The 23160-nt window shown below is 71.9% G+C and carries 22 protein-coding genes and 4 pseudogenes; 10 read left to right on the forward strand and 16 right to left on the reverse strand.

Annotation, left to right across the window (positions count from 1 at the left end; all coding sequences use genetic code 11):
• Positions 1–46: 46 nt before the first annotated feature.
• The 3 genes from ACFPZI_RS18665 to ACFPZI_RS18675 form a co-directional block, all read right to left on the reverse strand.
• Positions 47–673 carry a YigZ family protein gene (locus ACFPZI_RS18665; protein WP_381364363.1) on the reverse strand — a complete coding sequence of 209 codons (627 nt, stop codon included), beginning with the start codon at positions 671–673 and terminating at the stop codon, positions 47–49.
• A 62-nt stretch (positions 674–735) separates the two neighbouring features.
• The gene (locus ACFPZI_RS18670; protein WP_381364365.1) at positions 736–1323 is read right to left on the reverse strand and encodes a SixA phosphatase family protein; all 588 of its coding nucleotides are present in this window, start codon (positions 1321–1323) and stop codon (positions 736–738) included.
• Entirely contained in the window at positions 1320–2141 is an 822-nt protein-coding gene (locus ACFPZI_RS18675) for a cysteine--tRNA ligase (protein ID WP_381364367.1), read from the reverse strand. Before ACFPZI_RS18675 ends, ACFPZI_RS18670 begins: the two co-directional genes overlap by 4 nt.
• 125 nt (positions 2142–2266) lie before the next feature.
• On the opposite strand from ACFPZI_RS18675, the gene ACFPZI_RS18680 reads away from it, so the two are divergent.
• Positions 2267–2674: a CoA-binding protein gene (locus ACFPZI_RS18680; protein WP_381364369.1), complete on the forward strand. Its 408-nt coding sequence runs from the start codon at positions 2267–2269 to the stop codon at positions 2672–2674.
• Between the two features lie 33 nt (positions 2675–2707).
• Here the strand turns inward: ACFPZI_RS18680 and pspAB (ACFPZI_RS18685) are convergent.
• Positions 2708–2863 (reverse strand): annotated as a pseudogene (pspAB, locus tag ACFPZI_RS18685) (PspA-associated protein PspAB); the annotation flags it as partial.
• Between the two features lie 229 nt (positions 2864–3092).
• Between pspAB (ACFPZI_RS18685) and ACFPZI_RS18690 the strand changes: the two are divergent.
• A complete protein-coding gene (locus ACFPZI_RS18690; protein ID WP_381364371.1) occupies positions 3093–4706 on the forward strand; it encodes an IS200/IS605 family accessory protein TnpB-related protein in 1614 nt (537 codons plus the stop codon).
• Between the two features lie 34 nt (positions 4707–4740).
• On the opposite strand, the gene pspAB (ACFPZI_RS18695) is transcribed toward ACFPZI_RS18690, so the two are convergent.
• The 3 genes from pspAB (ACFPZI_RS18695) to ACFPZI_RS18705 form a co-directional block, all read right to left on the reverse strand.
• On the reverse strand, positions 4741–5331 hold the full coding sequence (gene pspAB, locus ACFPZI_RS18695) for a PspA-associated protein PspAB (protein ID WP_381364372.1): 591 nt from the start codon (positions 5329–5331) through the stop codon (positions 4741–4743).
• Positions 5332–5353: 22 nt separating this feature from the next.
• Positions 5354–6268 carry a zinc metalloprotease HtpX gene (htpX, locus tag ACFPZI_RS18700; protein ID WP_381364374.1) on the reverse strand — a complete coding sequence of 305 codons (915 nt, stop codon included), beginning with the start codon at positions 6266–6268 and terminating at the stop codon, positions 5354–5356.
• A gap of 359 nt (positions 6269–6627) precedes the next feature.
• Complete coding sequence (locus ACFPZI_RS18705) at positions 6628–6987, reverse strand: ArsR/SmtB family transcription factor (protein ID WP_381364376.1); 360 nt, start codon at positions 6985–6987, stop codon at positions 6628–6630.
• A gap of 60 nt (positions 6988–7047) precedes the next feature.
• Between ACFPZI_RS18705 and ACFPZI_RS18710 the strand changes: the two genes are divergently transcribed.
• Positions 7048–8157: a cation diffusion facilitator family transporter gene (locus ACFPZI_RS18710; RefSeq protein WP_381364378.1), complete on the forward strand. Its 1110-nt coding sequence runs from the start codon at positions 7048–7050 to the stop codon at positions 8155–8157.
• A 57-nt stretch (positions 8158–8214) separates the two neighbouring features.
• On the opposite strand, the gene ACFPZI_RS18715 is transcribed toward ACFPZI_RS18710, so the two are convergent.
• From ACFPZI_RS18715 to ACFPZI_RS18725, 3 genes and pseudogenes are all read right to left on the reverse strand, one after another.
• A complete protein-coding gene (locus ACFPZI_RS18715) occupies positions 8215–8772 on the reverse strand; it encodes a YbaK/EbsC family protein (RefSeq protein WP_381364379.1) in 558 nt (185 codons plus the stop codon).
• A gap of 43 nt (positions 8773–8815) precedes the next feature.
• Positions 8816–8914 (reverse strand): annotated as a pseudogene (locus ACFPZI_RS18720) (transcriptional regulator); the annotation flags it as partial.
• A complete protein-coding gene (locus ACFPZI_RS18725; RefSeq protein WP_381364381.1) occupies positions 8901–9755 on the reverse strand; it encodes an acyltransferase in 855 nt (284 codons plus the stop codon). The gene ACFPZI_RS18725 and the pseudogene ACFPZI_RS18720, both read right to left, overlap by 14 nt.
• A 75-nt stretch (positions 9756–9830) precedes the next feature.
• On the opposite strand from ACFPZI_RS18725, the gene ACFPZI_RS18730 reads away from it, so the two are divergent.
• Entirely contained in the window at positions 9831–10364 is a 534-nt protein-coding gene (locus ACFPZI_RS18730) for a gamma carbonic anhydrase family protein (RefSeq protein WP_381364383.1), read from the forward strand.
• 77 nt (positions 10365–10441) lie between these two features.
• Here the strand turns inward: ACFPZI_RS18730 and ACFPZI_RS18735 are convergent, their stop codons facing one another.
• Together ACFPZI_RS18735 and ACFPZI_RS18740 are read right to left on the reverse strand one after the other, a co-directional pair.
• Positions 10442–10954, reverse strand: a complete 513-nt coding sequence (locus ACFPZI_RS18735) for a N,N-dimethylformamidase beta subunit family domain-containing protein (RefSeq protein WP_381364385.1) — start codon at positions 10952–10954, stop codon at positions 10442–10444.
• Between the two features lie 46 nt (positions 10955–11000).
• Positions 11001–12005, reverse strand: a pseudogene (locus ACFPZI_RS18740) (N,N-dimethylformamidase beta subunit family domain-containing protein); the annotation flags it as partial.
• Between the two features lie 394 nt (positions 12006–12399).
• Between ACFPZI_RS18740 and ACFPZI_RS18745 the strand changes: the two are divergent.
• The 3 genes and pseudogenes from ACFPZI_RS18745 to ACFPZI_RS18755 all read left to right on the forward strand — a co-directional run.
• The gene (locus ACFPZI_RS18745; protein WP_141666074.1) at positions 12400–12636 is read left to right on the forward strand and encodes a DUF6186 family protein; all 237 of its coding nucleotides are present in this window, start codon (positions 12400–12402) and stop codon (positions 12634–12636) included.
• Between the two features lie 73 nt (positions 12637–12709).
• The gene (locus ACFPZI_RS18750; protein ID WP_381364387.1) at positions 12710–13054 is read left to right on the forward strand and encodes a DUF6256 family protein; all 345 of its coding nucleotides are present in this window, start codon (positions 12710–12712) and stop codon (positions 13052–13054) included.
• A 529-nt stretch (positions 13055–13583) separates the two neighbouring features.
• Positions 13584–14442, forward strand: a pseudogene (locus ACFPZI_RS18755) (IS5 family transposase); the annotation flags it as partial.
• 40 nt (positions 14443–14482) lie between these two features.
• Here ACFPZI_RS18755 and ACFPZI_RS18760 read toward each other — a convergent pair.
• Both ACFPZI_RS18760 and ACFPZI_RS18765 read right to left on the reverse strand, forming a co-directional pair.
• Positions 14483–16861, reverse strand: a complete 2379-nt coding sequence (locus ACFPZI_RS18760; RefSeq protein ID WP_381364389.1) for a phosphoketolase family protein — start codon at positions 16859–16861, stop codon at positions 14483–14485.
• A 277-nt stretch (positions 16862–17138) separates the two neighbouring features.
• Complete coding sequence (locus ACFPZI_RS18765) at positions 17139–18083, reverse strand: universal stress protein (RefSeq protein ID WP_381364391.1); 945 nt, start codon at positions 18081–18083, stop codon at positions 17139–17141.
• Positions 18084–18442: 359 nt separating this feature from the next.
• On the opposite strand from ACFPZI_RS18765, the gene ACFPZI_RS18770 reads away from it, so the two are divergent.
• Positions 18443–18907, forward strand: a complete 465-nt coding sequence (locus ACFPZI_RS18770; RefSeq protein WP_381364393.1) for a Crp/Fnr family transcriptional regulator — start codon at positions 18443–18445, stop codon at positions 18905–18907.
• A 52-nt stretch (positions 18908–18959) separates the two neighbouring features.
• Here ACFPZI_RS18770 and ACFPZI_RS18775 read toward each other — a convergent pair whose 3' ends face one another.
• A complete protein-coding gene (locus ACFPZI_RS18775) occupies positions 18960–19397 on the reverse strand; it encodes a DUF4442 domain-containing protein (RefSeq protein WP_381364421.1) in 438 nt (145 codons plus the stop codon).
• 272 nt (positions 19398–19669) lie between these two features.
• On the opposite strand from ACFPZI_RS18775, the gene ACFPZI_RS18780 reads away from it, so the two are divergent.
• Together ACFPZI_RS18780 and ACFPZI_RS18785 are read left to right on the forward strand one after the other, a co-directional pair.
• Positions 19670–20695 (forward strand): DUF8017 domain-containing protein, encoded by a 1026-nt coding sequence (locus ACFPZI_RS18780; RefSeq protein WP_381364395.1) that lies wholly within the window; start codon positions 19670–19672, stop codon positions 20693–20695.
• 72 nt (positions 20696–20767) lie between these two features.
• Positions 20768–22072, forward strand: coding sequence for an MFS transporter (locus tag ACFPZI_RS18785; RefSeq protein WP_381364397.1), 1305 nt, complete (start codon positions 20768–20770; stop codon positions 22070–22072).
• Here the strand turns inward: ACFPZI_RS18785 and ACFPZI_RS18790 are convergent.
• Positions 22034–22879: a spermidine synthase gene (locus ACFPZI_RS18790; RefSeq protein WP_381364398.1), complete on the reverse strand. Its 846-nt coding sequence runs from the start codon at positions 22877–22879 to the stop codon at positions 22034–22036. The genes ACFPZI_RS18785 and ACFPZI_RS18790 overlap by 39 nt on opposite strands.
• Between the last annotated feature and the right edge of the window lie 281 nt (positions 22880–23160).

Genomic DNA, 23160 nt, shown 5'->3' on the forward strand with positions numbered 1-23160 from the left:
AAGCAACCGATATGACGTCATGAGTCGACGGGACACGGGGTCGCGGTCACACGTCGCCGTACGTCTCGCCGCCCGGTTCGAAGCGGGCGGTCCCGGCGGTCGCGTCCGCGAGCCAGGACCGGAAGCGGTCCACGTCGGTGTCCGGGAGGGCGATCTCGATCGTGACCTCCTCGCCGTAGCGCACGTCCCGCACCTCGCGCCCCGTGGAGCGCAGGTCGTTCTGGACCTTGCCGGCCCGCTGGTGGTCGACGGTCACCGTGGCCAGCCGGAACCGACGCCGGGTGAGCGTGCCGACGCCGTCCAGCGCCTCGCCGACGGTCCCGCCATACGCTCGGATGAGCCCGCCCGCACCGAGTTTGATCCCACCGTAGTAGCGGGTGACGACGGCGACGACGTACCGCATGTCGCGGCGCAGCAGCATCTGCAGCATGGGGACGCCCGCGGTGCCTCCGGGTTCGCCGTCGTCGCTGGCCTTCTGGACGGAGGCGTCCGCGCCGATGACGTACGCCCAGCAGTTGTGGGTGGCGTCGGCGTGCTCCTTGCGGACGGCGGTGACGAACTCCTGCGCCTCCCGCTCGGTGGCCGCCGGGGCGAGCGCGCACCGGAAGCGGGAGCGGTTGATCTCGGTCTCGTGCACACCCGCGCGGGCGACGGTGCGGTACTCGTCCTGCATCCGGCCAGCCTATGCGCAGCCGGCCGGGCGGGCCCTCCCGGCCGGGCGCGGGCGAAAAACGCCTACCGCGCGGGGCCTCGGGGCACGGTCATCGCGGTCAGCAGGGCGGTGCCGGGGGCGAGGTCCGGCCATGCGGCGCCGCGCCAGGACAGCACGGCTACCGCCGAGGTCGGGAACTTCACGCGGACCCGGTCGAGGGTGTCGTCCGCGCCGTCGCCGGCCAGGGCCAGGACGAGGTCGGCCAGGCCCGGGTTGTGGCCGATCAGCAGCAGGGTGCCGACGTCGGCGGGCGCCTCGCGCACCACGGCCAGCAGGCCGGGGGCCCCGGCGGCGTACAGCCGGGGCTCGTACCGGACCGGCGGGGACGTGTCCCACTCCGCCGCCGCCAGCTCCCAGGTCCGGCGGGCGCGTACGGCGGTGGAGCACAGGGCGAGGCCGGGTGGGCCGACGGTGCCGGCGATCGCCCGTCCGGCGGCGGGCGCGTCGCGCTCGCCACGCGCGGCGAGCGGACGGTCCCGGTCGGGCACGTCCTCCGGCCAGGCGGACTTGGCGTGCCGCAGCACGACCAGCCGACGCAAGGGAGCGGCCCCGCCCTGCCCGGTGGGTCCGGTGCGTCCCGCGAGCCCGGGTTCGCCGGGGAGCCCGGTCATACCAGGGACCCCAGGTCCCGGGTGAGGTCAAGGCCGAGCAGCCGGTCGGCGTAGGCGTATGTCTCGAAGCGGGCGCCGTCCGGTACCTCCGGATCCTGCTCCACCACGCGGAGCACGCGGAGCATACCGACCGCGTCCAGGTCGTCCTCCCAGGCGGTGCGCAGGTCCACGCGCACCGTGTCGGGGATGGGCCGCGAGGGCCGGTGCGCCCAGGCGGCGACCGCGCCGCGCCAGCGCCCGAGGGTGCCTGCGGCCTCGTCCAGGGCGGCCGGGTCGAGCCTCAGCGGGCTGCTCCTGGGATGCGTGAGCAGGGCGAGCCGCAGGACGGTCGGCTCGGTGAGGCTGTTCGAGGCGGTGAGGTCGGCAGGGCCGGTGGGATCGGTGGCATCCGTGCCGTCCGGTGCGTCACCCAGCCCTTCCTGGTGGACGGGTGCGACGGCGACACGGACTCCGTCGGGTGTCGCGCCGCCCTCGCTCACCACGTGCAGGACCTGGGCCTCCCCCAGCCCTGTGCCGGCGTCCCGGCCGTCCTCGAAGGGCCGCACGCCGAGGGCGGCGCCCGCCGCGCGCAGTTCGGGCAGATCCCGTTCGCCGTCGAGCAGCGCCCACACCGGGGTGCCGCCGAGTTCCAGGGCGCGCACGAGCAGGTCGGCGACGAGCAGCACGCGCAGGTTCGTCGGATCGAACCCGCGCGTGTGGGCCTCGACGCGGGTGAGGCCCCGCCGGGCGGGGGTCGCGTCCACGAGTTCGCCGGTCCGGGCGTCGGTGATGCGCAGCACGAGGCGAGCGTAGGCGCACAAGCGGGCCCGCGCAGTCATCTCGCACGCTTTTCGGGGACGCCGTTGCTCCGGGACGTGCCCGTGATCCCGGGAATCACCCCGCGCTCCGGTTCGTTACGCATAGGACAGCTCCCTTACGATCATGACGCTCCAGGAGGCCCACGGTGTACGGCGACGAGGCAACGGTCCGCAAGATCCTCACCGGGCTCGGCGACACCTGGGCCGTGGTGGGCCTGTCGTCGAACCGGCAGCGCGCGGCGTACGGTGTCGCCCAGGTGCTGCAGCGCTTCGGCAAGCGCGTGGTGCCGGTGCATCCGAAGGCCGAGACGGTGCACGGCGAGCAGGGGTACGCCTCGCTCGCGGACATCCCCTTCGAGGTGGACGTCGTCGACGTGTTCATGAACAGTGAACTGGCCGGGGCGGTCGCGGACGAGGCGGTCGCCAAGGGGGCCAAGGGCGTCTGGTTCCAGTTGGACGTCATCGACGAGGCCGCCTACGAACGGACCCGCGCTGCGGGCCTGGAGATGGTGATGAACCGCTGCCCTGCGATCGAGATACCGCGGCTGGGCTAGGGCCGGCCGGGGGCCGCGCCGACGACACATGCCTCAGGGCCGGGGCCCCACGAGACCTGGGGCGCCCCACACCGGGAACCAGCGGGCCAGATCGGCCTCGATGCGCAGGTCGTCCGCGAGGAGCGCCCTGATCTGGAGTTCCAACGCGTTGTCGCGCCGCTCCGTTCCGTCGGGGAGCGGCGCGAAGGGGTTGGGAGCTGCTGGAGTTTGGCTGAGCACGAGTGTGTTCTGGTGTGCATGAGTGAGCCCGGACGGGCGCGGTCACGGCCGGGAGCGGGTGCTGTCCTGTGGGAAGGGGGGAATGGGGGTTCGTCTGCCGAATGCGTGACCTTGGCGGGTGGTGCTCGTTGGGTGGGGTGAGCGGGTTTTCAGGACTGGGCTGAAGGGGCGGGGGTCTGGGGTGGATGGAGGACTGCGGATGCTGGCGGCGCCGTTTGTGGTGCCCGGCCCGTCGGGGGTGGCCGTCCGTACCCGGCTCAAGCAGCTCACCGCCGCCGATGAAGAAATGCTGCGGCGGGTGGGCGCGTATCTGGGCACGCTGGCCTGTCGTGACCTGAAGGCGCGCTGCCACGACGGCCTCGAGCACGACGCGAAGGTGTGGGCGGTGCGCAAGCGGGAGCTGACCCCGCTCTCGTCGGCCCGCTGGGCGGGCGCGATCACCAAGGCGACGCATGACCAGTGGGCGCTGGCCCGCCGCTGCGCGCTCACCCACCTCCAGAACCTGGAATCGGGGGTGCGCACCCTGCGCCACCGGCTGGCACTGCCGCTCGGCGCGAAGGGTTCGAAGAGGGCCCCGGGTGGATATCGCAGTCGGCGGGAGTGGCATGCCAAGGCCCGCCGCCTGCACGTGCTGGAGGACCGGCTGGCGCGGGAACGCGCCGACTGGACGGCCGGGCGGGTGCGCGTGGTGCGGGGCGGCAGGCGCCTGGCCCGGACGCGGCACCAGCTGCCCGCCGCGCGGCTCACCGAGACCCAGTGGCGTGAACGCTGGGAAGCGCAACGCTGGTTTCTGCAGGCGGACGGGGAGAGCGGCAAGCAATACGGGAACGAGACGATCCGCATCGCACCGGACGGCGAGGTCAGCATCAGGCTCCCCGCCCCGCTCAAGCAGCTGGCGAACGCTCCGCACGGCCGGTACGTCCTCACCGGCCGGATCGGGTTCGCGCACCGGGGGCCGGAATGGGCCGACCGGGTGGCGGCGAACCGGGCCGTCGCCTACCGCATCCACCACGACGTAACCCGCGCGCGCTGGTATGTGACCGCCTCCTGGCAGAAACCCGTCACGCAGACAGTCCCCCTGGCGGCGGCGCTGGCCGGCGGGGTGATCAGGGTGGACACCAACGCCGACCACCTCGCCGCCTGGCGCCTGGACGTGCACGGCAACCCGACCGGCACCCCACGCCGCTTCTGCTACGACCTGACCGGACCCGCCGACCACCGCGACGCCCAGGTCCGCCACGCCCTGACCCGACTGCTCAACTGGGCCCGCACCTGCGGGGTGCGGGCGATCGCGGTGGAGGACCTGGACTTCACCGCCGAAAAGACCCGCGAGAAACACGGCCGCAACAGGCGGCTCCGGCAGCTGGTCTCCGGCCTGCCCACCGGCCGGCTCCGCGCCCGCCTCGTCTCGATGGCCGACGCCATGGGCATCACCATCGTCGCCGTCGACCCCGCCTACACCTCGAAGTGGGGCGCCCAGCACTGGCAACAACCCCTGACCAGCACCACCCGTAAAACCAGCCGACACGATGCGGCGAGCATCGCGATCGGACGACGCGCCCAGGGCTATCCCATCCGGCGTCGGACGACACCGCCCCGTGCACACCGGAGTGATGTGCGCGGGCATCGGACCGTCCAGGCCGCACCGGACACCCCCGGGCGCGAGGAAACCCGCCGCCGCCTTCCCGGACCACGGACACGATCCGTGCCACCGGACGCGGAAGGAACGCGGGCGACCAGGACACCCAACACCGTTCGGGGCGTCCGCAGTGAGCGGGAATGGGTCCAGGACTCACTCCTGCTCACCGACTAGGAACGGTAGAAGGTGCCGCGCTTGCGGAGAACCATCAGCCCTCCATGCCCGGCGCACCCCACACGGGGAACCAGCGCGACAGATCTTCCTCGATCCGAAGATCGTTCTTAAGCAGGGCAGCGACCTGTAGTTCAAGGGCGTTGTCTCGTTTCTCCTGACCGGGGCGTATACACACTGGATAGAAGGTGCCGCGCTTGTAGAGATAGACCAGTGCCAGGGCCCGGTGGTCCGATGTGGCCCGGAAGCCGACCAGGGAGCAGAGGAGTTGCGGGCCGAAGCCCGCGTCCTGGAGGAGCGTGTTGACGGCGTGCAGATCGTTGACCAGTGAGGCGGTGTCGTCGGCCGTGCGATGGACGAGGAGCCACGTGTACCCGTACGCGTCCTTGGTGTACTCGACGGGTGTGCCGCCCCGGCCGGTGTCGGCGTCGAGCAGTTCTTGTACTTCCTGCTGGAGCCGGTCGAATGCGCCGCCCTCCACGCTCGCGAAGCAGACCGATCCGGTCCCGGTCGGAGTGAACCCCGCCCCCGCCTGCACGGTGATCGCGGCCGAGGGCAGGCTGAAGAGCTGGTCGAGGTCCGGGCGAACCGGCTTGCTGCGGCCGAGGATGGTGTCCAGGAGTCCCACGGCACGGCACCTCCATGGGGCGTCAGGCCCGGCCGAGCTGGGCCGAGATCCGGCCGAGCTGGTCGAGGCGCTGTTCGAGGGTGGGGTGGGAGGAGAGCAGCCGGCTCAGGCTCTCCTTGGAGGAGAAGGCCGGTGCGAACCAGAAGGCGTTGAACGGCTCTGCCCGGCGAAGATCCTTGGTCGGAATTTTCGCCATCTCACCGGTCACTTTGGTGAGCGCGGACGCGAGTGCGGACGGACGGCCGGTGAGCAACGCCGCGGAGCGGTCGGCGGACAGTTCGCGGTAGCGGGACAGCAGCCGGGTCAGCAGGAAGCTGATCACGTACACGACGGCACTGACCAGGGGGATCAGGAGTGCCACGAGGGTGGTGGTGCTGTCGCGGCTGGTGCGGCCGAGCCCGGTGTAGAGCGCGACGCGGGTCATGACACCGGCCAGCACACCCAGGAACGACGCGATGGTCATCACGGCGACGTCCCGATGGGCGACATGCGACAGCTCATGGGCGAGGACGCCCTCCAGCTCCTCCGGTTCCAGACGACGGAGCAGACCCGTGGTGACGCATACAAGGGCCGTTCTCTCGTTTCGGCCGGTGGCGAAGGCGTTCGGCAGGTCACTGTCGGCGATCGCCACCCGCGGCTTGGGAATGTCGGCGAGGGCACAGACGCGGTCCACGGTGCCGTGCAGCCCGGGAGCCTGCTCGGGGGTGACCTCGCGCGCGCCCATGCTGAAGGCCGCGATCCGGTCACTGAACCAGAACTGCGCGATGAACAGGACGCCCGCGATCAGCAGGATGACGGGCCACGCGTTCTTCAGGAGGGCCAGCAGAACGCCGACGAAGACCACATAGAGCAGCCCGATCAGGAACATCGTCGTCACCATGCGGGTGGTGAGTCCTCGGTCCGGGGCGTACCGCGACTGCGACCGGGTCTTGGGCATCCGGATCACCTCCAGCGGACATGCACTGCCTCACTGCACATCCCTCTCCTGCAAGTGTGCTCCTTCCCCGCACGGCCGGGAGGGGCTTTGGCCCAGGTCGGGTGCGGGTCCCGCCGGGACGGCGGGGCCTGGCGCGGAATCTGCCGGACCGGGCCGAGTTGCACAGCGCGAGTTCCGCTTCGGCGGGGAGCGGTACCGCCTCCCTCATGAGGAGCTGACGGGCAGTCGTCACTGGTTTTGCCCACACCCGTCACTGGTCTGAGCAGCCCCGCACCCTGTGCACTGCCCCTTGAGCACTGAGCACTGAGCACTGAGCACTGAGCGGCACTGGAACGGCACGGGCCGCCCCGTTGATGCCGTCAGTCGTGCGGGGGCCGGTCGCTCAGCCGGTGGTCGGCGACGTTCAGCGCCTCGTCCACCAGCCGCCGCAGATGTCCGTCGCGCAGTGAGTAGATCACCCTGCGGCCCTCCTTGCGCCTATCCACCAACCCCGCGAGGCGCAGCCGCGCCAGATGCTGGCTGACCGCGGGCCGCGCCGCCCCGCACACCTCCGTGAGCGTGCTGACGTCGGCCTCGCCGCCGGTCAGCGCGTGCAGCAGGGTCAGCCGGGTGCGGTCGCCGAGCAGGGCGAGGAGTTCCGCCGCGAGCGCGAACTGCTCGTCGCCTGGAGTGCGTGGGTGCACATCGTGCGCAGGTGATAGGTGCATGCGTGCGCTCATGCGCACATAATGGCCCCATGGGCGGCAGCCCGTCCACCTCGCGACCGGAAGGGGATCCACGTGAGCGACCGGCACGAGCACGGCCAGGAGCCCGGACACCGGCACGGCCATGAGCAGCCGCCGGGGCACCCCCACGAGCACTCCCACGAGCACCCCGACGCGCCCTCACGCCGCCACGACCGTCTCCACCTCGGCCACCGGCTCCGCCATCTGCTCACCCCGCACTCCCACGAGACCGCGGACAAGCTCGACTCCGCCCTCGAGTCCTCGGCCCGCGGTCTGCGGGCACTGTGGGTCTCGCTGGCGGTGCTCGGCGCGACGGCACTGGCGCAGGCGGTCGTGGTGGCCGTCTCGGGCTCGGTCGCGCTGCTCGGCGACACGGTGCACAACACCGCGGACGCGCTGACCGCCGTACCACTCGGGATCGCTTTCGTGCTGGGCCGACGGGCCGCCACCCGCCGCTTCACCTACGGCTACGGCCGGGCCGAGGACTTGGCGGGCATCGTGATCGTACTGACGATCGCCGCCTCCGCGGCCTTCGCGGGCTGGACGGCGGTGGACCGGCTCCTCGACCCGCGTCCGATGAACCATGCACCGGTGGTCGCCGTCGCCGCACTCGTCGGGTTCGCGGGCAACGAGTGGGTGGCCCGCTACCGAATCCGAGTCGGCCGGGCCATCGGCTCGGCCGCGCTGATCGCCGACGGGCTGCACGCCCGGACGGACGGGTTCACCTCACTCGCCGTGCTGCTGGGCGCGGGCGGGGCGGCCCTGGGGTGGCAGCTCGCCGACCCGATCGTGGGACTGGCGATCACGACGGCGATCGTCCTGGTGCTGCGGGACGCGGCGCGGGAGGTGTTCCGGCGGGTGATGGACGCCGTCGACCCGGCGCTCGTGGACCGGGCCGAGCAGGCGCTGCGGCAGGTTCCCGGTGTGCGCGGGGTGGGCGAGCTGCGGCTGCGCTGGATCGGACACCGGCTGCGGGCCGAGGTGGCGGTCGTGGTGGACGGCGGGGCGACCATGCGGGAGGCCCACCGCATCGCGGTCGACGCCGAGCACGCCCTGCTGCACGCCGTACCCCGGCTGACCGCGGCCCTGGTCCACGCCGACCCGGAACCCGCCCCGGGTGAGCACGACCCGCACCTGCTCCTGGCCCACCACACGGCGGCATGACCGGTGCGGCCGATGCGACGCGGCCGGCCCGGCGCGATCTCCGTGAGCAACCGGAGATCAGGCCATTCCCAGCCCTTCCAGCACGACCGCGCCGGGCAGTTCGGCGAAGGCCTTGCCCGGCACCAGGAGTTTGCCCTGCCGGCGCCCGCTGCCGACGAGGACGTACGGCAGGTCGACGACGGCCGCGTCCACGAGCACCGGCCAGTCGGCGGGGAGTCCGATCGGGGTGATGCCGCCGTACTCCATGCCGGCCTCCCCCGTCGCCTTGTCCATCGGGGCGAACGATGCCTTGCGGGCGCCGAGTTGGCGGCGCACCAGTCCGTTGACGTCGGCCCGGGTGGTGGACAGGACGACGCAGGCGGCGAGGGTGCTCTCGCCGCCCCGCTTGCCCGCCACGACCACGCAGTTCGCCGAGCGCTCGAGGAGGTCCTGGCCGTAGTGCTCGACGAAGACAGCGGTGTCGGCCCAGCGCGGGTCCGTGTCGACGTAGAGGATCTGCTCGGCGGGGACGCTGCCGCTCCAGGCGCGGACGGCCGCGGCGACCGGCGCGGTAAGTTCGTCGAGGCAGTCGGGGGCGGGGGTGGCGTGGTCGAAAGTGCCGATGGGTGCGCGCATGGCGGCACGGTAACAGCCGTGCGGCGGCTGTCGGCGGGGTGTCTCAGCGCACGGGCGGGATCGAGACCGCCATGATCATCTCCGTCGGTTCGCCGTCGCGGTTGCCGTAGGTGTGCGGGGTGCCGGCCTCAGCTGCCGGGCTCCAGCTCGACCAGCCGGTCCGCGCCGCCCCCGGCCGGCCGGTACGGGCCGTGATCGTCCAGCTCGGCGAGCCGGGCCACGGCCTCCTCCTCCAACACCGACAGCGCCTGCAGCTGCTCCGGTGTGACGCCCTCGGGGATCGGCACCGGCGCCGGCGTGCGCAGCGGCGGCTGCCACCCCCCGTCGGGAGTCCAGCGGCGTACGACCCGGGCCGGGGCGCCCGCGACCACGGCGTGGTCGGGAACCGTGCCCCGCACCACCGCGCCCGCGGCCACCACCACGTTCCGCCCGATCCGCGCGCCCGGGAGGATCACCGCCCCGGTGCCGATCCAGCAGCCGGGGCCGATCTCCACCGGGTCCATCCGCGGCCACTGCTTGCCGATGGGCTCGTGCGGATCGTCGTAGGAGTGGTTGGTGGACGTGATGTAGACGTACGGCCCGAAGTAGCAGTCGCTGCCGATGCTGACGGTGGTGTCGGCGATGACATGGCTGCCTCGGCCCAGGACGACGCCGTCACCGAGGCGGAGGATCGGGTCGGGTCCCAGCTCGAGGCCGGGCATCAGGCCGGCGGTCAGGGTGACCTGTTCGCCGATGATGCAGTGGGCACCGAGGTGGATCCAGGGTTCGCCGAAGACGGTGCCGAGCGGGAAGGCGAGCCTGGTGCCTGTACCCATCGCGCCGAAGCGGAGGCGGCCGGGGTGCTCGGCGGTCACCGAGCCCGTGCGCTGCACCCAGGCCCAGCCCGTGTGGACCGCGCGCTGCGCGAGGCGGCGCGGCCAGGACGAGAACGTGTTCCTGCTTTTCGGCACCCGCTCACCGTAGTCGCCGGGCGTGGCACCCATGCGTCGTGCACCCTGTGATCTTCACCCCACCACTCTGGCGTACGGTGCCTGTCATCACCCGACCAGGAGGCGACGATGACGCACAAGGCGCTGATCACCGGCATCGGCGGCAGGCAACCGCAGGTGGACCCGACCGCCTTCGTGGCACCCACGGCCGCGGTGATCGGGGACGTGACGCTGGGGGCGGGCGCGAGCGTCTGGTACGGCGCGGTCCTGCGCGGTGACGTGGAGGCGATCTCGGTCGGCGCGAGCAGCAACGTCCAGGACAACTGCACACTGCACGCCGACCCCGGCTTCCCCGTGACGGTCGGCGAGCGGGTCTCCGTCGGGCACAACGCCGTGGTGCACGGGGCGACGGTCGGGGACGACTGTCTGATCGGCATGGGGGCCACGGTGCTCAACGGCGCGGTGATCGGCGCCGGTTCCCTGGTGGCCGCGCAGGCGCTGGTACCGCAGGGCATGGAGGTGCCGCCGGGCTCGCTGGTCGCGGGGGTCCCGGCGAAGGTCCGGCGGGAGCTGACCGAGGAGGAGCGCGCGGGGCTGACGCTCAACGGGACGATGTACGCGGAGCTGGCGAAGGCGCATCGCGACGTGCATGGTGCGCCTTAGCCCGAATCCACCGGCTTGACTTCAGAGTGATCGTTTAGCGTGGCTCGGGCCGGTCGGCCGGCGCATGCGCGTCCACCTCACGTCGAGCCGTAGACCTCGCGCACGTTGTCGCGGGGCGCCGGCCTGGTCTTGGCGGCCGGTCCCTCCGCGAAGGCCCGGAGCAGGTTCTCGGTGGTGCGGGTCACGAAGGTTCCGGTGCGCGCGTCCATGTGGTGGTTGCGGCCGTTCTCCCCCGTCCCGGCCATGAGGCCCTCGACCCACCGCATCGTCCCGGACGCGAAGACGCCGGCCCCGCTCGGCACCGTGTAGTACGCCGAATCGGAGTGGCTTCTCCCGCCGTTGCAGACCAGGGGGGAGCGGGCGATGATCTCGAGCGGCGCGTCCGGAAGCGCTCCCGGCGTGACGCGGTCGTATTCGACACCGACGAGGTGGGGGAAGGAGTCGCCCCGCTTCACTCCGGTGCCCGCGAAGAGCCAGTGACCGGCGTTGCGGACGACATAGGGGGCGTTTGTGGGACAGCCCTCGTAGAGGACTCCCGTCAAGGACGATTCCGGGTCGGGGTCGGGTGCCTGGCGGAAGTCGGTGGTCACCAGGACGCCGTGGCGGGGATACAGGGGGATCGTGGCGGTAGTCGGTCTTGTAGCAGACCATGGTGCGGTCCCCGTCCTCGAGCCTGATCCGGCGAAAGCAGGTGTTGGCGCCGAGGAAGGCCAGGTTGGTTCCGGCATCGCGGGCCCGGGTCATGGACTGCCGCTGCTGGGGTGTCCAGTATTCGTCGTGGCCGAGCGTGACCGCGGACACGGCACCCCGCAGCACCGCCGGGTCGCGGTGGATGTCGACGCCGGTGGTGTACGCCAGCGGTATGCCCAGCCGCTCCGCGAGGACGACCACGGCCCGCTCGTACACCAGGAACTTCTCGGCTCCGTTGCTGTCGTAGGGCCGGGCGAAGGAGACGGCCAGGGCACGCATCCCGTACGATCCGTCGTCGCCCTCGTAAAGGCTGTAGCCGCCCCACAGGTTGTACGCCTGCCAGGTCGCCGGTGCATGGATCAGCAGGGTCTTCCCCCTGGCGGTCGCCGAGCGGACGAGCAGGGGGACGTACCGCTGGTGACCGTTCTCCGCGTCGAGGCGGAGCAGGTAGGCGCCCTCCGGCCAGCCGTCGGTGTGTACGAGGACCGTACGCTTCCAGTCCGCCCGCACCGTGCGCGTCCTCGGAGCCGGAGCCGGCTCTCTCTGGACGCGCCCGGCCACCCTGCCGGAGCGCCAGACCAGGCGGCCCTGCGCGCCTTTGTACCAGCCCATCCGGTATGCCGAAACACGGAACCCCGGCGCGGTGGTGGACACGTACAGCCCGAAGTCCTCGCCCGGCAGTACGCTCACCTTGTCGGTATAGCCGAGAACCGCCTCGGGCGGACCCGCCGAACGGATGCGCCAGCCGGAGCCGCCCGGACGGGAAGCCTCGGACGGGCCGGCCGACGCGTCCGGGGCGCCGCCGGACGCCATGCCACAGCCTGCCAGCGCCGTGCCCGCGGCCCGGACGCCGGCCGCCGCGGTCGCCCCGAGGAACCGCCTGCGGTCCAGGCCTGTGCCGTCACCGTCGTCCCCAGAGCGTTCCCGCTCCGCGTCCATCGGACCATCCATCGCAACCGCCCCATGTGCCAAAGGTCTCGCGTGCTCTCGCCGCAATAGTGAGCGAGCATCACGCCTCCGGCCACCAGGGAGGGGCCCGATGCCCGGCCGGTCCCGCACCGACTACGCCGACAGCCCCGTCGGCCGGACGAGGTCCGCCCCTCACCGCAATCCCCGCTGGCGTCGATGTCGCCCGCGACGCCTCCGGCCGGTGGCGATGAAGGCGGTGTGAATTGAATCGCGCAGTGGGCGGCGCAAGCGTCCGGGGTGAGGAGACAGGCGCGGACCTCCTGATCACGGCATTGCTCGACCCGCCACGCGCTGCTGGAACCGATACAAACGCTTGCTGAGGCGGAACCATGGGGGGCGGCCGCCGGACAGGCGTGCATATATGTGGGAGGTCGCGGTGGCGGAGCATCCGGTGATCGGTTATTTGGTCTGGGCGGTTCTGTTCGGCGCCCTGTTCGCCTGGGAGGGCATCGGCCTGCTGCGGGCCGATGATGCATTTCCTACTCTCAGTGACACCCTGCGCGCGGTCATGCGCTATCCGGTGGGGCGGTGGGCTCTGTTCGCGCTGTGGCTGTGGTTCGGTTGGCATGCTTTTGTCCGCGGGTGGCACTTCCTGCTCCGGGACGGACAGTGAGGGGTGTACGCATCAGCTCCTGCATCGGAGGGAGGGACCTGCCCTGCTCCCTCTGCACCTGATCGTCACCCTCATGCTGGTCGGCTATCTGCTGGTCATGGGGTGTCTGACCCTCGGCCTGCGGGTCCTGCGTCGAGACACGGCACGGCCCGTGCCCACTGGCAAGCAGGGCTGGCCCGGTCTTATCCGCCAGGTGGTCGGCACCGCTGTTGGCGGCTACGTGCTGCTGATGAGCGTGGTGGTCGGCTACTACCAAGGCGTGGCGCGGGTGGGCGGCCATTTCCTGGCGAGCGCGTTCACCGGCTGTGCGCTGCTGATCGGGGTGACTCTGGCGATCCTCCTCACTGCCTCCTGGCTGGCCGAACGGTGGCACGCGCGGCCTTCCGGGCGCGTCAGCCGCCGAGGCAGCAGAGGGTGAGACGGACGTTGTGGTGCCGGTGCATGGCCAGCGAGGGGTCGGCCAGTTACGGGCCCGCACCGGTGCCCTGGCATCCGGGTTCGTTCGCAACGCGGTGGGCGGGGCACCTCGCGGTGAGAGACGTCATCCCTGATGCGGCAATTGCTCTTCTCGTCAGTCCCTGTTATCGCGATCGTGACCGATACGGACGGCGGGACGATCCGTGTCGAGACCCGGTGCACGGCTCGTACCTGCGGTTTTCTGCGGACCTGCCCAGCGCGGAACAGCGGGTGGAGTTGCCGCTGCGCGTTTGACGGTCCGCTGGTGCCGTCCCGCCTGTCCACGGCGGACGTTCGTCGAACAGGCAACTATCAGACCTGGCGCCACGGATGCTCTTCCCTTCATCCTGGGGGCCGTCGGCTGAGTGCGGTCTCATCTCGTGGGGTGCTGTGGTCTTTGGGGTCCGCGGGCAGCGTCGCCGGTTGGCCGGCGGCCGGAGCCCAGCGCCGCGAGCAGGCCACAGGTGTAGGTGATCTCGTGCTGTGTGGGGGTGACGACGGCGCGGCGGAAGCCGTGGGAGGTCAGCGACGAGCTGTGGGCGGTGATCGAACCGCTGCTGCCGAAGCACGAGCGGCGGTTCCGACACCCGGGACGCAAGCGGATCGATGACCGCAGGACGCTGCAGGGTGTGTTGTTCGTCCTCTACACCGCTGTCCAGTGGGATTACCTGCCGCAGGAGTTGGGGTTCGGCTCCGGTTCCACCTGCTGGCGGCGGCCGGCCGAATGACAGCAGGCCGGGGTGTGGGACGACCTCCAGCGGGTGCTGCTGGACCGGTTGCGGGAAGCGGACCGACTGGACTTCTCCCGCGCCACCATCGACGCTCCCCCCGGCTTCGCCGGGGGCACCCCCACCCATGTGCCGGTCAAGCGGGGGCGGAGCAGCCCAAAAGCCGGTCCGAGCCCGGTTGACCGCGGGCGGCCGGGCTCGAAGCACCACGTGCTGACCGACGCACACGGCGCCCCGCTGCGGATGTCGCTGACCGGCGGGCACCGCAACGCCGTCACCCAGCTCCTACCGCTGGTCGACGGCGTGCCACCCGTGCGGGGCAAACGGGACCGACCCCGGCGCAAGCCGCGCGCACTGTATGCCGACCGCGGCTACGACCACGAGCTGTACCGCCGCCGCCTGCGTGAGCGCGGCATCGTCCCGAAGATCGCCCGGCGCGGACAGTCGCACGGCTCGGGCCCGGGCCGCGCCCGGCGGGTCGCCGAATCCGCCATTGCCTGGCTCCACGGCCCCGCCGCCTACGGACTTGCTGGGAGACCCGAGACGACAGGCACGATGGCTTCCCCAACTCGCCCACTGCATGACCCTCGCCCGCAAACACCCAGCATTCCGAAAGCACTCCTAAGGGCCTGTCCGGGACAGCGGTGGGCGGGCCGCGGCGCTCAGGCGTTCCAGCTCCATTCGGTGACCTCGGGCAGGTCGGTGCCGTGGGCGCGGATCCAGTCGTGGTGCCGGGTGCGGGCGTCGGCCATCCGCTGACGTACGGCGGCGGCTCGGACCGCGAGGCCCGGGACGCGGTCGATGACGTCCATGACCAGCCGGTAGCGGTCCAGGTCGTTGCGGACCACCATGTCGAACGGCGTGGTGGTCGTCCCGGACTCCTTGTAGCCGCGGACGTGCAGGTTCTCGTGCCCGGTGCGCCGGTAGGCGAGGCGGTGGATCAGCCACGGGTAGCCGTGGTAGGCGAAGATGACCGGCTTGTCGGTGGTGAACAGGCCGTCGTGCTCGAAGTCGGTCATGCCGTGGGGGTGTTCCTCGCGGGGCAGCAGCCGGGTGAGGTCGACGACGTTGACGACGCGGACCGCCAGGTCCGGCAGGTGGCGGCGCAGCAGCTGTGCCGCGGCCAGCACCTCCTGGGTGGGCACGTCCCCCGCGCAGCCCAGCACCACGTCGGGTGTGCCGCCGTTCTCGGTGCCGGCCCACTCCCAGACCCCGGCGCCGCGCGCGCAGTGGACGCGGGCCGCGTCCATGGACAGCCAGTCGAAGCAGGGCTGCTTGCCGGCCACGACGACGTTGATGTAGTCGCGGCTGCGCAGCGCGTGGTCCGCGACCGACAGCAGGGTGTTGGCGTCCGGCGGCAGGTAGACCCGGACGACCTCGGGGCTCTTGTTGAGCACGTGGTCGACGAAGCCGGGGTCCTGGTGGGAGAAGCCGTTGTGGTCCTGGCGCCACACGTGCGAGGTGAGCAGGTAGTTGAGGGAGGCGATGGGGGCGCGCCAGGGCAGTTCGCGGGAGGTCCTCAGCCACTTGATGTGCTGGTTGACCATCGAGTCGACGATGTGCACGAACGCCTCGTAGCAGGAGAACAGGCCGTGCCGTCCGGTGAGCAGATAGCCCTCGAGCCAGCCCTGACAGAGGTGTTCGGAGAGGATCTCCATCACCCTGCCGTGCGGGTCGAGATGCTCGTCGACGTCGAGGGTGCCGGCCTGCCAGGCCTTGCCGCTGACGTCGTAGACGGCCTGCAGCCGGTTGGACGCCGTCTCGTCGGGGCCGACGAGCCGGAAGTCCCGTCGGCCGGCGGTGTCCTTCATGACCTGCCTCAGGAGGTCGCCGAGGACGCGGGTGGGTTCGTGGAGGGTGGTGCCGGGCTTGTCGACGGGGACGGCGAAGTCGTCGAGGTCCGGCATCGGCAGTTCGCGCAGGAGCAGCCCGCCGTTGGCGTACGGGGTGGCACCGAGCCTGCGGGCGCCTTCGGGAACACCGGCGAGGACGTCCGCGACGGGCCGGCCCTCCGCGTCGAAGAGCTCCTCGGGCCGGTACGACCGCAGCCATGCCTCCAGTTGGTGCAGATGCTCCGGATTCTCGCGGACGCCCGGCAGCGGCACCTGGTGGGAGCGCCAGGTGTTCTCCACGGGTACGCCGTCCACCTCGGCCGGGCCGGTCCAGCCCTTCGGGGTGCGCAGCACGATCACCGGCCAGGACACCCGCTCACTCGCGCCGTCCTCGCGGGCGGCGCGCTGCGCCGTCGCGATGCGGTCCAGGGCGGTGTCCATGGCCTGGGCCATCGCCCGGTGGACGGTGGCGGGGTCGTCGCCCGCCACGTGGATCGGCTCGTGCCCGTAGCCGCGCAGCAGCGCGTCGAGTTCGGCCTCGGGGATGCGGGACAGGACGGTCGGGTTGGCGATCTTGTAGCCGTTGAGGTGCAGGATCGGCAGGACGGCACCGTCGTGCACCGGGTCGAGGAACTTGTTGGAGTGCCAGGACGCGGCCAGCGGCCCGGTCTCGGCCTCGCCGTCGCCGATCACGCAGGCGACCAGTAGGCCGGGGTTGTCGAGGGCGGCACCGTAGGCGTGGGCGAGGGAGTAGCCGAGCTCGCCGCCCTCGTGGATCGAGCCGGGGACCTCCGGGGCGACGTGGCTGGGGACACCGCCGGGGAAGGAGAACTGCCGGAACAGCCGTGCCATGCCCGGGGCGTCCCGGCCGACGTCCGGGTACTTCTCGCTGTAGCTGCCCTCCAGCCAGGAGTTGGCCAGCACGGAGGGGCCGCCGTGGCCCGGTCCCCAGACGCACAGCGCGTCCAGTCCGCGGGCGCCGATCACCCGGTTCAGGTGGGTGTACACCAGGTTCAGACCGGGTGAGGTGCCCCAGTGCCCGAGCAGCCTCGGCTTGATGTGCTCGGGCCTGAGGGGCTCGGTGAGCAGTGGGTTCGCCAGCAGGTAGATCTGGCCCGCCGCCAGGTAGTTGGCGGCGCGCCAGTGGGCGTCCAGCGTGCGCAGCTCCTCGTCGGTCGGTGCGGTCCGGGTGTCCTGGTCCTCGGGCATGGCTGGCTCCGTGGGTGATCAACGGGGGTGATCCGGGTGGTCGAGGCGATCCGGTGCGCGGGACGAGTGGCGGTGGGAAGGAGGGGTGACGGGAGAGGAGAGCGCGCACGGGATCAGGGGCGGTGTCAGGGGCGGGAAGTACCAGTTTCCGCCTGCCCCATCCCCCAGGAAGGCCGGACGACGGCATATGGCGCAATCGGAGCACGGGGCCCCTCCTGTCCTCCTCCCCCCTCCCGTCCTCCTCCCCTGTCCCGTGCTCTTCCTGCGGATGACCGGATCAGTCGTGTGCGACGACCGCGACCGGGGCCGCGGAGTGGTGCAGCACGGCGTGGGTGATCGGCCCGATGCGGATGCCGAACGGGTTGTGGCGGACGCGCCGCCCGACCACGACGAGCGAGGCCTCCCGTGACGCGTCGATGAGCCGGATGGACGGGCTGCCGCCGAAGGACTCCTCCACGACGTCGACATCCTCGAACTCCGCTCGCCAGGGGCGGAGCGTCTTCGCGAGCGTCGCGGCCTGCTGGTCGGCGACAGCCCGGTACACCTCCGGGTCGGCCGGCAGTCCGTGAACGTAGTACGGCGGCAGGTTCCAGCCGTGCAGGACGCGCAGTCCGGTGCCCCGCCGGGCGGCCTCGGCGAACGCGAAGCGGATCACCGCGTCGTCGGGCCGGTCGGCGTCCACACCGAGCAGGACCGGCCGGTAACGGGTCGCGGCGGACGGGATGCCCGTGGGGTCCGGCTCGTGTTCGTCGGCGGCCTGTTCCCCGGCGCGGACCAGGACGACGGGCCGCTCGGTACGGGCCACGACGGCGAGACCGACGGAGCCGACCAGGAATCCGGCGAAGCCGCTCATCCCGCGGGAGCCCAGCACGAGCAGTTCGGCGTCCTCCGCGGCCTTGATCAGCACCTCGTGGGGCCGGCCGGTGACCTGTTCCGCGGTGACCTCGACCCCGGGGTGGCGCAGCCGCAGCCCCGCCGCGGCCTCATCCGGCGTCGTCCCCCAGCCGTCGCCCGAAGACGCCTCCGCCTCGCCGCCCCCGTTCCACTGCTGACCGGTCTGCGCGCCGAGGAACGGTGCCTGGGCGACCGGCTCCGGAAGGGGCTCCCGGACCTCGATCAGCCGGAGCGGCAGGCCGCGCAGCTTCGCCTCGCGGGCCGCCCACTCGGCCGCGGCCCGGCTCTCGGCGGAACCGTCGAGGCCGATGGTGATGGTGCGGGGCATGGCGTGTACCTCCTGCTGTCGGAGCTGCCGTCAGAACTGCCGTCAAAGCTGCCGCCAGAACTGCCGTCAGAACTTCTGTCGCTGCGAATACCTTCAGTATCGGTGGGCCGGGCGGCCTGCCGACATGGGCCACAGGTCCCCACGGGGGCCGAAGGTCCCGCCCCAGGGTACGGAGTCACGTCCGGGTGCCGATGGGCCCGTCCCGGTCCAGGCGCACCGGCGTCGTGGGGGAGGGACGCCCTCGATCAGGGCCGTACGGCCCATGGCCCCGGCCGGGGTTCCGCAGGAGGCTGGAACCACGCCGGAACCACCCCGCACACCGCACCGGCAGTCCACCCATCCCGTAAGGGAGGCCCGCAATGTTCGCTCCCCCGTCCCCCAGCATGCCGCGCGCCCTGCCCGCCGAGCATCGGGCGAAGCTCCTGGAGACCGCCCGAGAGGTGTCCTTCCCGCAAGGGACCCGACTGTTCGAGGAGGGTGGCCACGCGGACCGGTTCTGGGTCATCCGTACCGGCACCGTCGAGCTCGACATGCACGTCCCCGGCCGCCGGGCCGCCGTCATCGAGCGTCTCGGGCACAACGAACTCGTCGGCTGGTCCTGGCTGTACAGCCCGCACGTCTGGCATCTGGGCGCCGAGGCGGCCACCCCGGTACGGGCCTACGAGTTCGACGCCGCGGCAATCCGCGCTCTGGGCGAGGACGAGTCGACCCTCGGGCGGGACCTCGCCCAGTGGGTGGGCCATGTGGTCGCCCATCGGCTGCACTCCGCCCGGATCCGGCTGCTGGACCTGTACGGCCCCTACGGGGCGGGCAGCGGCGTCTGAAGCGGCCACCCGGGACCCGCGCCCCGGTGCGGCAGGCCACCGCGGGCAGGTGTCAGCCACCCGGGCGCAGGGTCCAGACGACCGTCATCTCGCCGGTCACGGCGCCGTCCTCGCGCCGGATCGCGATCGACACCGGGAACTCGGGACGCCGGCCCTCGTCCAGCTCGGCCACGACCTCGGCGGCCGGACGGCCCAGGGTCGCGGTGGCGATGACGGGGCCCATCGCCAGTTTCCGGTAGGCGATCTCGGCGCGGACCGCGAGCGGCACGGCCCGTGCGAGTTGCTCCCCGAACGCGGCGAGCACGACGGCACCGCTCGCCGACTCCCCCAGGGTGAACATCGCGCCGGCGTGCGGGCCGCCCACGTGGTTGTGATAGTCGTCCTGGTCCGGCAGGGACACCACGGCCCGTTCCGCAGTGGTCTCCAGGAAATCGAGGTTGAGGGTCCGGGCCATGGGCACCGTGGCGGCGAGCATCTCGCCGATGGTCATCCGGTTGTGGCTCATGAGCGCATGTTACTCACGGGTAGACATCTCTGGCCAGGTCTCGAAGCCGGTAGCCGACCATGCACCGCCACACCCTCGCGCCGCGCTCCGATCCGTGCGGACGCGAACCGGGCCGGCGGAGACCGGCAAGGGATGCGCGGCCGCACGGGGACCCGACGTGGTGCGGTCGCTCCGGGTTGCCTCCGGCTCCGGGTTGCTACGTCCCTGTCAACGGGCAGTGACCGAATCGTGTCACTGGCCGGGCTAGGGTGCTCACCATGTGGCCAGGAAACCAGCCGCCCGGAGGCGAGCAGAACCCGCAGTCGAACAATCCGTACCAGCAGCCGGGGTACCAACAGCCGAATCCGTATCAGCAGCCCGGCTCCCAGCAGCCGAACCCTTACGCGCAGCAGTGGGGGACGCCGGACACTGTGGGCATACCTCAGCCGCCGCAGGGCGGGGGCGGCGGGAAGCAGACGAAGATCGTGGCCATCGTGGCCGCGGCGGCCGTGGTCGTGACCGCCGGTGTCACCGGCTTCCTGGTGCTGGGCGGTGACAAGGACGACACCGCCGACAAGAAGGACGCGAAGCCGTCCGTGAGCGCGTCCGAGAAGCCCTCCACGGAGCCGAGCGCCTCCGGCTCCGGCTCCGGCTCCGGCTCCGGCTCCGGCGACAATCCGCGGGGCGGCGACGCCGAGAAGGCGACGGTTCCGGGCTGGCAGGTCGTCACGAACACACGCTTCGGCACCAAGTTCGACGTCCCCGCCGACTGGGAGATCGAGGACCCCGGCACCAGCGTGGGCTTCGAATGGGAGGAGAAGGACGGTGAACTGGACCGCACCACCGTCACCGCCCCTGCCTATCTGAAGTCCAAGTGGTGCACGAGCGACGACGACAAGGACGGCCGCGAGGACGACACCGCCCTCGTCACCGCCGGCACCCGGGGTGAGAACGGCGCCAAGACCACGGACCAGGCCGCGGAGACCCGTGTGCCGTGGTGGATCTACGGCGGCTACACGCAGCCCGACAAGAAAAGCGTGAAGTTCGAGAAGCCGAAGGCGTACACGACCACCTCGGGCCTCAAGGGCAGCGTCGCCACGGCGCGCTCGGAGAACACGCCCCAGAACGGCAAGTGCGACAGCGAGGGCAAGGCGATCACCTTCGGGTTCAAGAACGGTGCCGGGGACTTCATCACCTGGAACCTGTACGGCGCCAAGGGCGTCAAGGACGAGATCCCGGAGGAGACCGTGCAGAAGATCCTCAGCACGGTACGCCTCACCGAGGAAGCACCGACCGAGTCGTAGCAGGCAGGGGAGCCCTCGGCGCATGGGACGACGCATTTGGCAAGTCGGCCCCGCCCCGGCGATAGTCACGAGGTGCCGACCACCGTCTCCTCCCCACGCCGTCCTGCCTGGGCGGGCCGCAACTACACCCTGCTGACCGCCTCCGCCGTGGCGACGAGCCTGGGCAGTCACGGCGCGCTGATCGCTTCCGCGTTCGCGGTGCTGGGCGCGGGCGGTGACGGCGGCGACGTGGGCCTGGTGGCCGCCGCCCGCACCCTGCCGCTGGTGCTGTTCCTGCTGATCGGCGGCGCCGTCGCGGACCGGCTGCCGCGCCACCATGTGATGGTCGCGGCCAATGTCCTCAACTGTGTCTCGCAGGCCGCGTTCGCGGCGCTGGTCCTGGCGGGCGAGGCCCGGCTGTGGCAGATGATGCTGCTCAGCGCGCTCGGCGGAGTCGGCCAGGCGTTCTTCGGGCCCGCCGCCGAGGGCATGCTGCTCTCCTCGGTCGAGGGCGAGCAGGCCGGCCGGGCGTTCGCGGTGTTCCGGATGGCGATGCAGGGCGCGACGCTCGGCGGCGTCGCCCTGGGCGGCCTCATGATCGCCGCGATGGGACCGGGCTGGGTACTCGCGGCGGACGCGGCGGCCTTCGCGGTCGCGGCGGCGCTGCGGGCCTTCCTCGACGTGAAGCACATACCTCCGCGCGCCCCGGGCGGTGGTCTGCTCTCCGACCTCCGCGACGGCTGGCGGGAATTCTCCGGCCGGCCCTGGCTGTGGGGCATCGTCATCCAGTTCTCCATAGCCAACGCCGTGGTCGGCGCCGCCGACGCGGTCTACGGTCCGCTCGTCGCCCGGGACCATCTGGGCGGCGCGGCGCCGTGGGGCCTGGCCCTGGCCTTCTTCGGCGGGGGCACGGTGGTGGGCGCGCTGGTGATGACCCGCTGGAAACCGCGCCGTCTGCTGTTCGTGGGCACCCTCTGTGTGTTCCCACTGGCCCTGCCGTCCGCCGCGCTCGCCGTGCCGGTACCGGTGACGGTGCTGTGCGCGGTGATGTTCGTGACCGGCGTGAGTGTGGAGGTGTTCGGCGTCTCCTGGATGACGGCCCTGCACCAGGAGATACCGGAGGAGAAACTCTCTCGGGTGTCGGCCTACGACTGGTTCGGCTCGGTGGCACTGGTGCCGGCCGCGATGGCGCTGGCGGGCCCCGTCGAGTCGGTGTTCGGCCGCACGGAGGCACTGTGGGGCTGCGCCGCACTGGTCGTCGTGGTCACGGCGGCGGTGCTGTGCGTGCCTGACGTACGCAATCTGCGGCGCCGGACGGTGCCCGTCGCCGGGGCGGCCCCGGACCCCGGTGGCAAGGGATCAGCCGATGCCGAACGCCCCGTCGGGGGGCTCGGGTGACGGTACGGCGTCCGCGTCCCGCACCGGCCGCGCCCCGCCGGTGAAGTCCCGCAGGGCCACGCCGTGCTCGACGCGGGCGGGGAAGGCGTCGGCGGCGGTGCGCCGGGCCAGGGCCGCGATGTCGAGGGGACGGTGTGCGGCGGCGAGGACGGCGTTGCCGAAACGGCGCCCGCGCAGCACTCCCGGCTCGGCGATCAGCACCAGCTCTTCGAACACCGCACCCAGCGTGGCTAGTTGGGAGCGCAGGAAGGCGAAGGGAGCCCCGTCGGCGAGGTTGCCGAGGTAGACGCCGCCGGGCCGCAGGACCCGGGCGGCCTCACGGGCGTAGGCGACGGAGGTCAGGTGCGCCGGGACGCGTGAGCCGCCGAAGACATCGGCGACCAGGACGTCCGCCGAGGCGTCGGGGGCGGCCTCCAGCCAGGCGCGGGCGTCCGCCGCGTGCAGCGTGACGTCCGCTCCCTCCGGCAGCGGCAGCTGCTCGGCGACCAGGTCCAGCAGCTCCCGGTCGAACTCGACGACGTCCTGCCGGGAGCCGGGACGGGTCGCGGCCAGGTAGCGGGGCAGGGTGAGCGCCCCGCCGCCGAGGTGCAGCGCGTCCAGCGGGTGCCCCGGCTCGGCCAGGGTGTCCAGCACGTGCCCGAGCCGCCGGATGTACTCGAACTCCAGATGGGCCGGCTCGTCCAGATCGACGTACGACTGCGGTGCCCCGTCGACCGTCAGCAGCCAGGCCCGCTCCCGGTCGACGTCGGGCATCAGCTTCGCGGTGCCGTGACCGACGGCGCGGGTCACGGGGAGGGGCTCGTTCACCGGAAACCTCCCCAAAAGCGCAGAATCGCCCACCCGGCCGGGTAGGCTGATTGTCGTGCGTTGCGAGAGCCGAGCACACGCAACTCCTTTGTCCTGAAGGGCGACCGGGCAGGTTCCGTCCCGGCTGGTGCCGAAAGCGTCGGACTCGTTCGTTCGCTGAGCGAACGAGCGACTTGAGCCAGGAATCCCCCTGCTTCAAGCGGGGGAGGGTTCCACGTCCCATTGTGCCGTCGTGCGACTGTCCGGCTGTGCGCGCGGGTGCCCGCCCTCTTCCGGGGCGG

The organism is Streptomyces chlorus (genome assembly GCF_042655885.1).
GTDB classification, from domain to species: domain Bacteria; phylum Actinomycetota; class Actinomycetes; order Streptomycetales; family Streptomycetaceae; genus Streptomyces; species Streptomyces chlorus.

Excerpts from the sequence above, each read along its gene's own strand:
- ACFPZI_RS18725 (WP_381364381.1), bottom strand. The coding sequence starts at position 9,755 with ATGGGTGCCACGCCCGGCGACTACGGTGAGCGGGTGCCGAAAAGCAGG.
- ACFPZI_RS18690 (WP_381364371.1), top strand. The coding sequence starts at position 3,093 with ATGCTGGCGGCGCCGTTTGTGGTGCCCGGCCCGTCGGGGGTGGCCGTC.
- ACFPZI_RS18750 (WP_381364387.1), top strand. The coding sequence starts at position 12,710 with ATGCTGGTCGGCTATCTGCTGGTCATGGGGTGTCTGACCCTCGGCCTG.
- ACFPZI_RS18665 (WP_381364363.1), bottom strand. The coding sequence starts at position 673 with ATGCAGGACGAGTACCGCACCGTCGCCCGCGCGGGTGTGCACGAGACC.
- ACFPZI_RS18775 (WP_381364421.1), bottom strand. The coding sequence starts at position 19,397 with ATGACCATCGGCGAGATGCTCGCCGCCACGGTGCCCATGGCCCGGACC.
- ACFPZI_RS18765 (WP_381364391.1), bottom strand. The coding sequence starts at position 18,083 with ATGCCCCGCACCATCACCATCGGCCTCGACGGTTCCGCCGAGAGCCGG.
- ACFPZI_RS18760 (WP_381364389.1), bottom strand. The coding sequence starts at position 16,861 with ATGCCCGAGGACCAGGACACCCGGACCGCACCGACCGACGAGGAGCTG.
- ACFPZI_RS18780 (WP_381364395.1), top strand. The coding sequence starts at position 19,670 with ATGTGGCCAGGAAACCAGCCGCCCGGAGGCGAGCAGAACCCGCAGTCG.
- ACFPZI_RS18670 (WP_381364365.1), bottom strand. The coding sequence starts at position 1,323 with ATGACCGGGCTCCCCGGCGAACCCGGGCTCGCGGGACGCACCGGACCC.
- htpX (WP_381364374.1), bottom strand. The coding sequence starts at position 6,268 with ATGCCCAAGACCCGGTCGCAGTCGCGGTACGCCCCGGACCGAGGACTC.
- ACFPZI_RS18770 (WP_381364393.1), top strand. The coding sequence starts at position 18,443 with ATGTTCGCTCCCCCGTCCCCCAGCATGCCGCGCGCCCTGCCCGCCGAG.
- ACFPZI_RS18705 (WP_381364376.1), bottom strand. The coding sequence starts at position 6,987 with ATGAGCGCACGCATGCACCTATCACCTGCGCACGATGTGCACCCACGC.
- ACFPZI_RS18730 (WP_381364383.1), top strand. The coding sequence starts at position 9,831 with ATGACGCACAAGGCGCTGATCACCGGCATCGGCGGCAGGCAACCGCAG.
- ACFPZI_RS18715 (WP_381364379.1), bottom strand. The coding sequence starts at position 8,772 with ATGCGCGCACCCATCGGCACTTTCGACCACGCCACCCCCGCCCCCGAC.
- ACFPZI_RS18675 (WP_381364367.1), bottom strand. The coding sequence starts at position 2,141 with ATGACTGCGCGGGCCCGCTTGTGCGCCTACGCTCGCCTCGTGCTGCGC.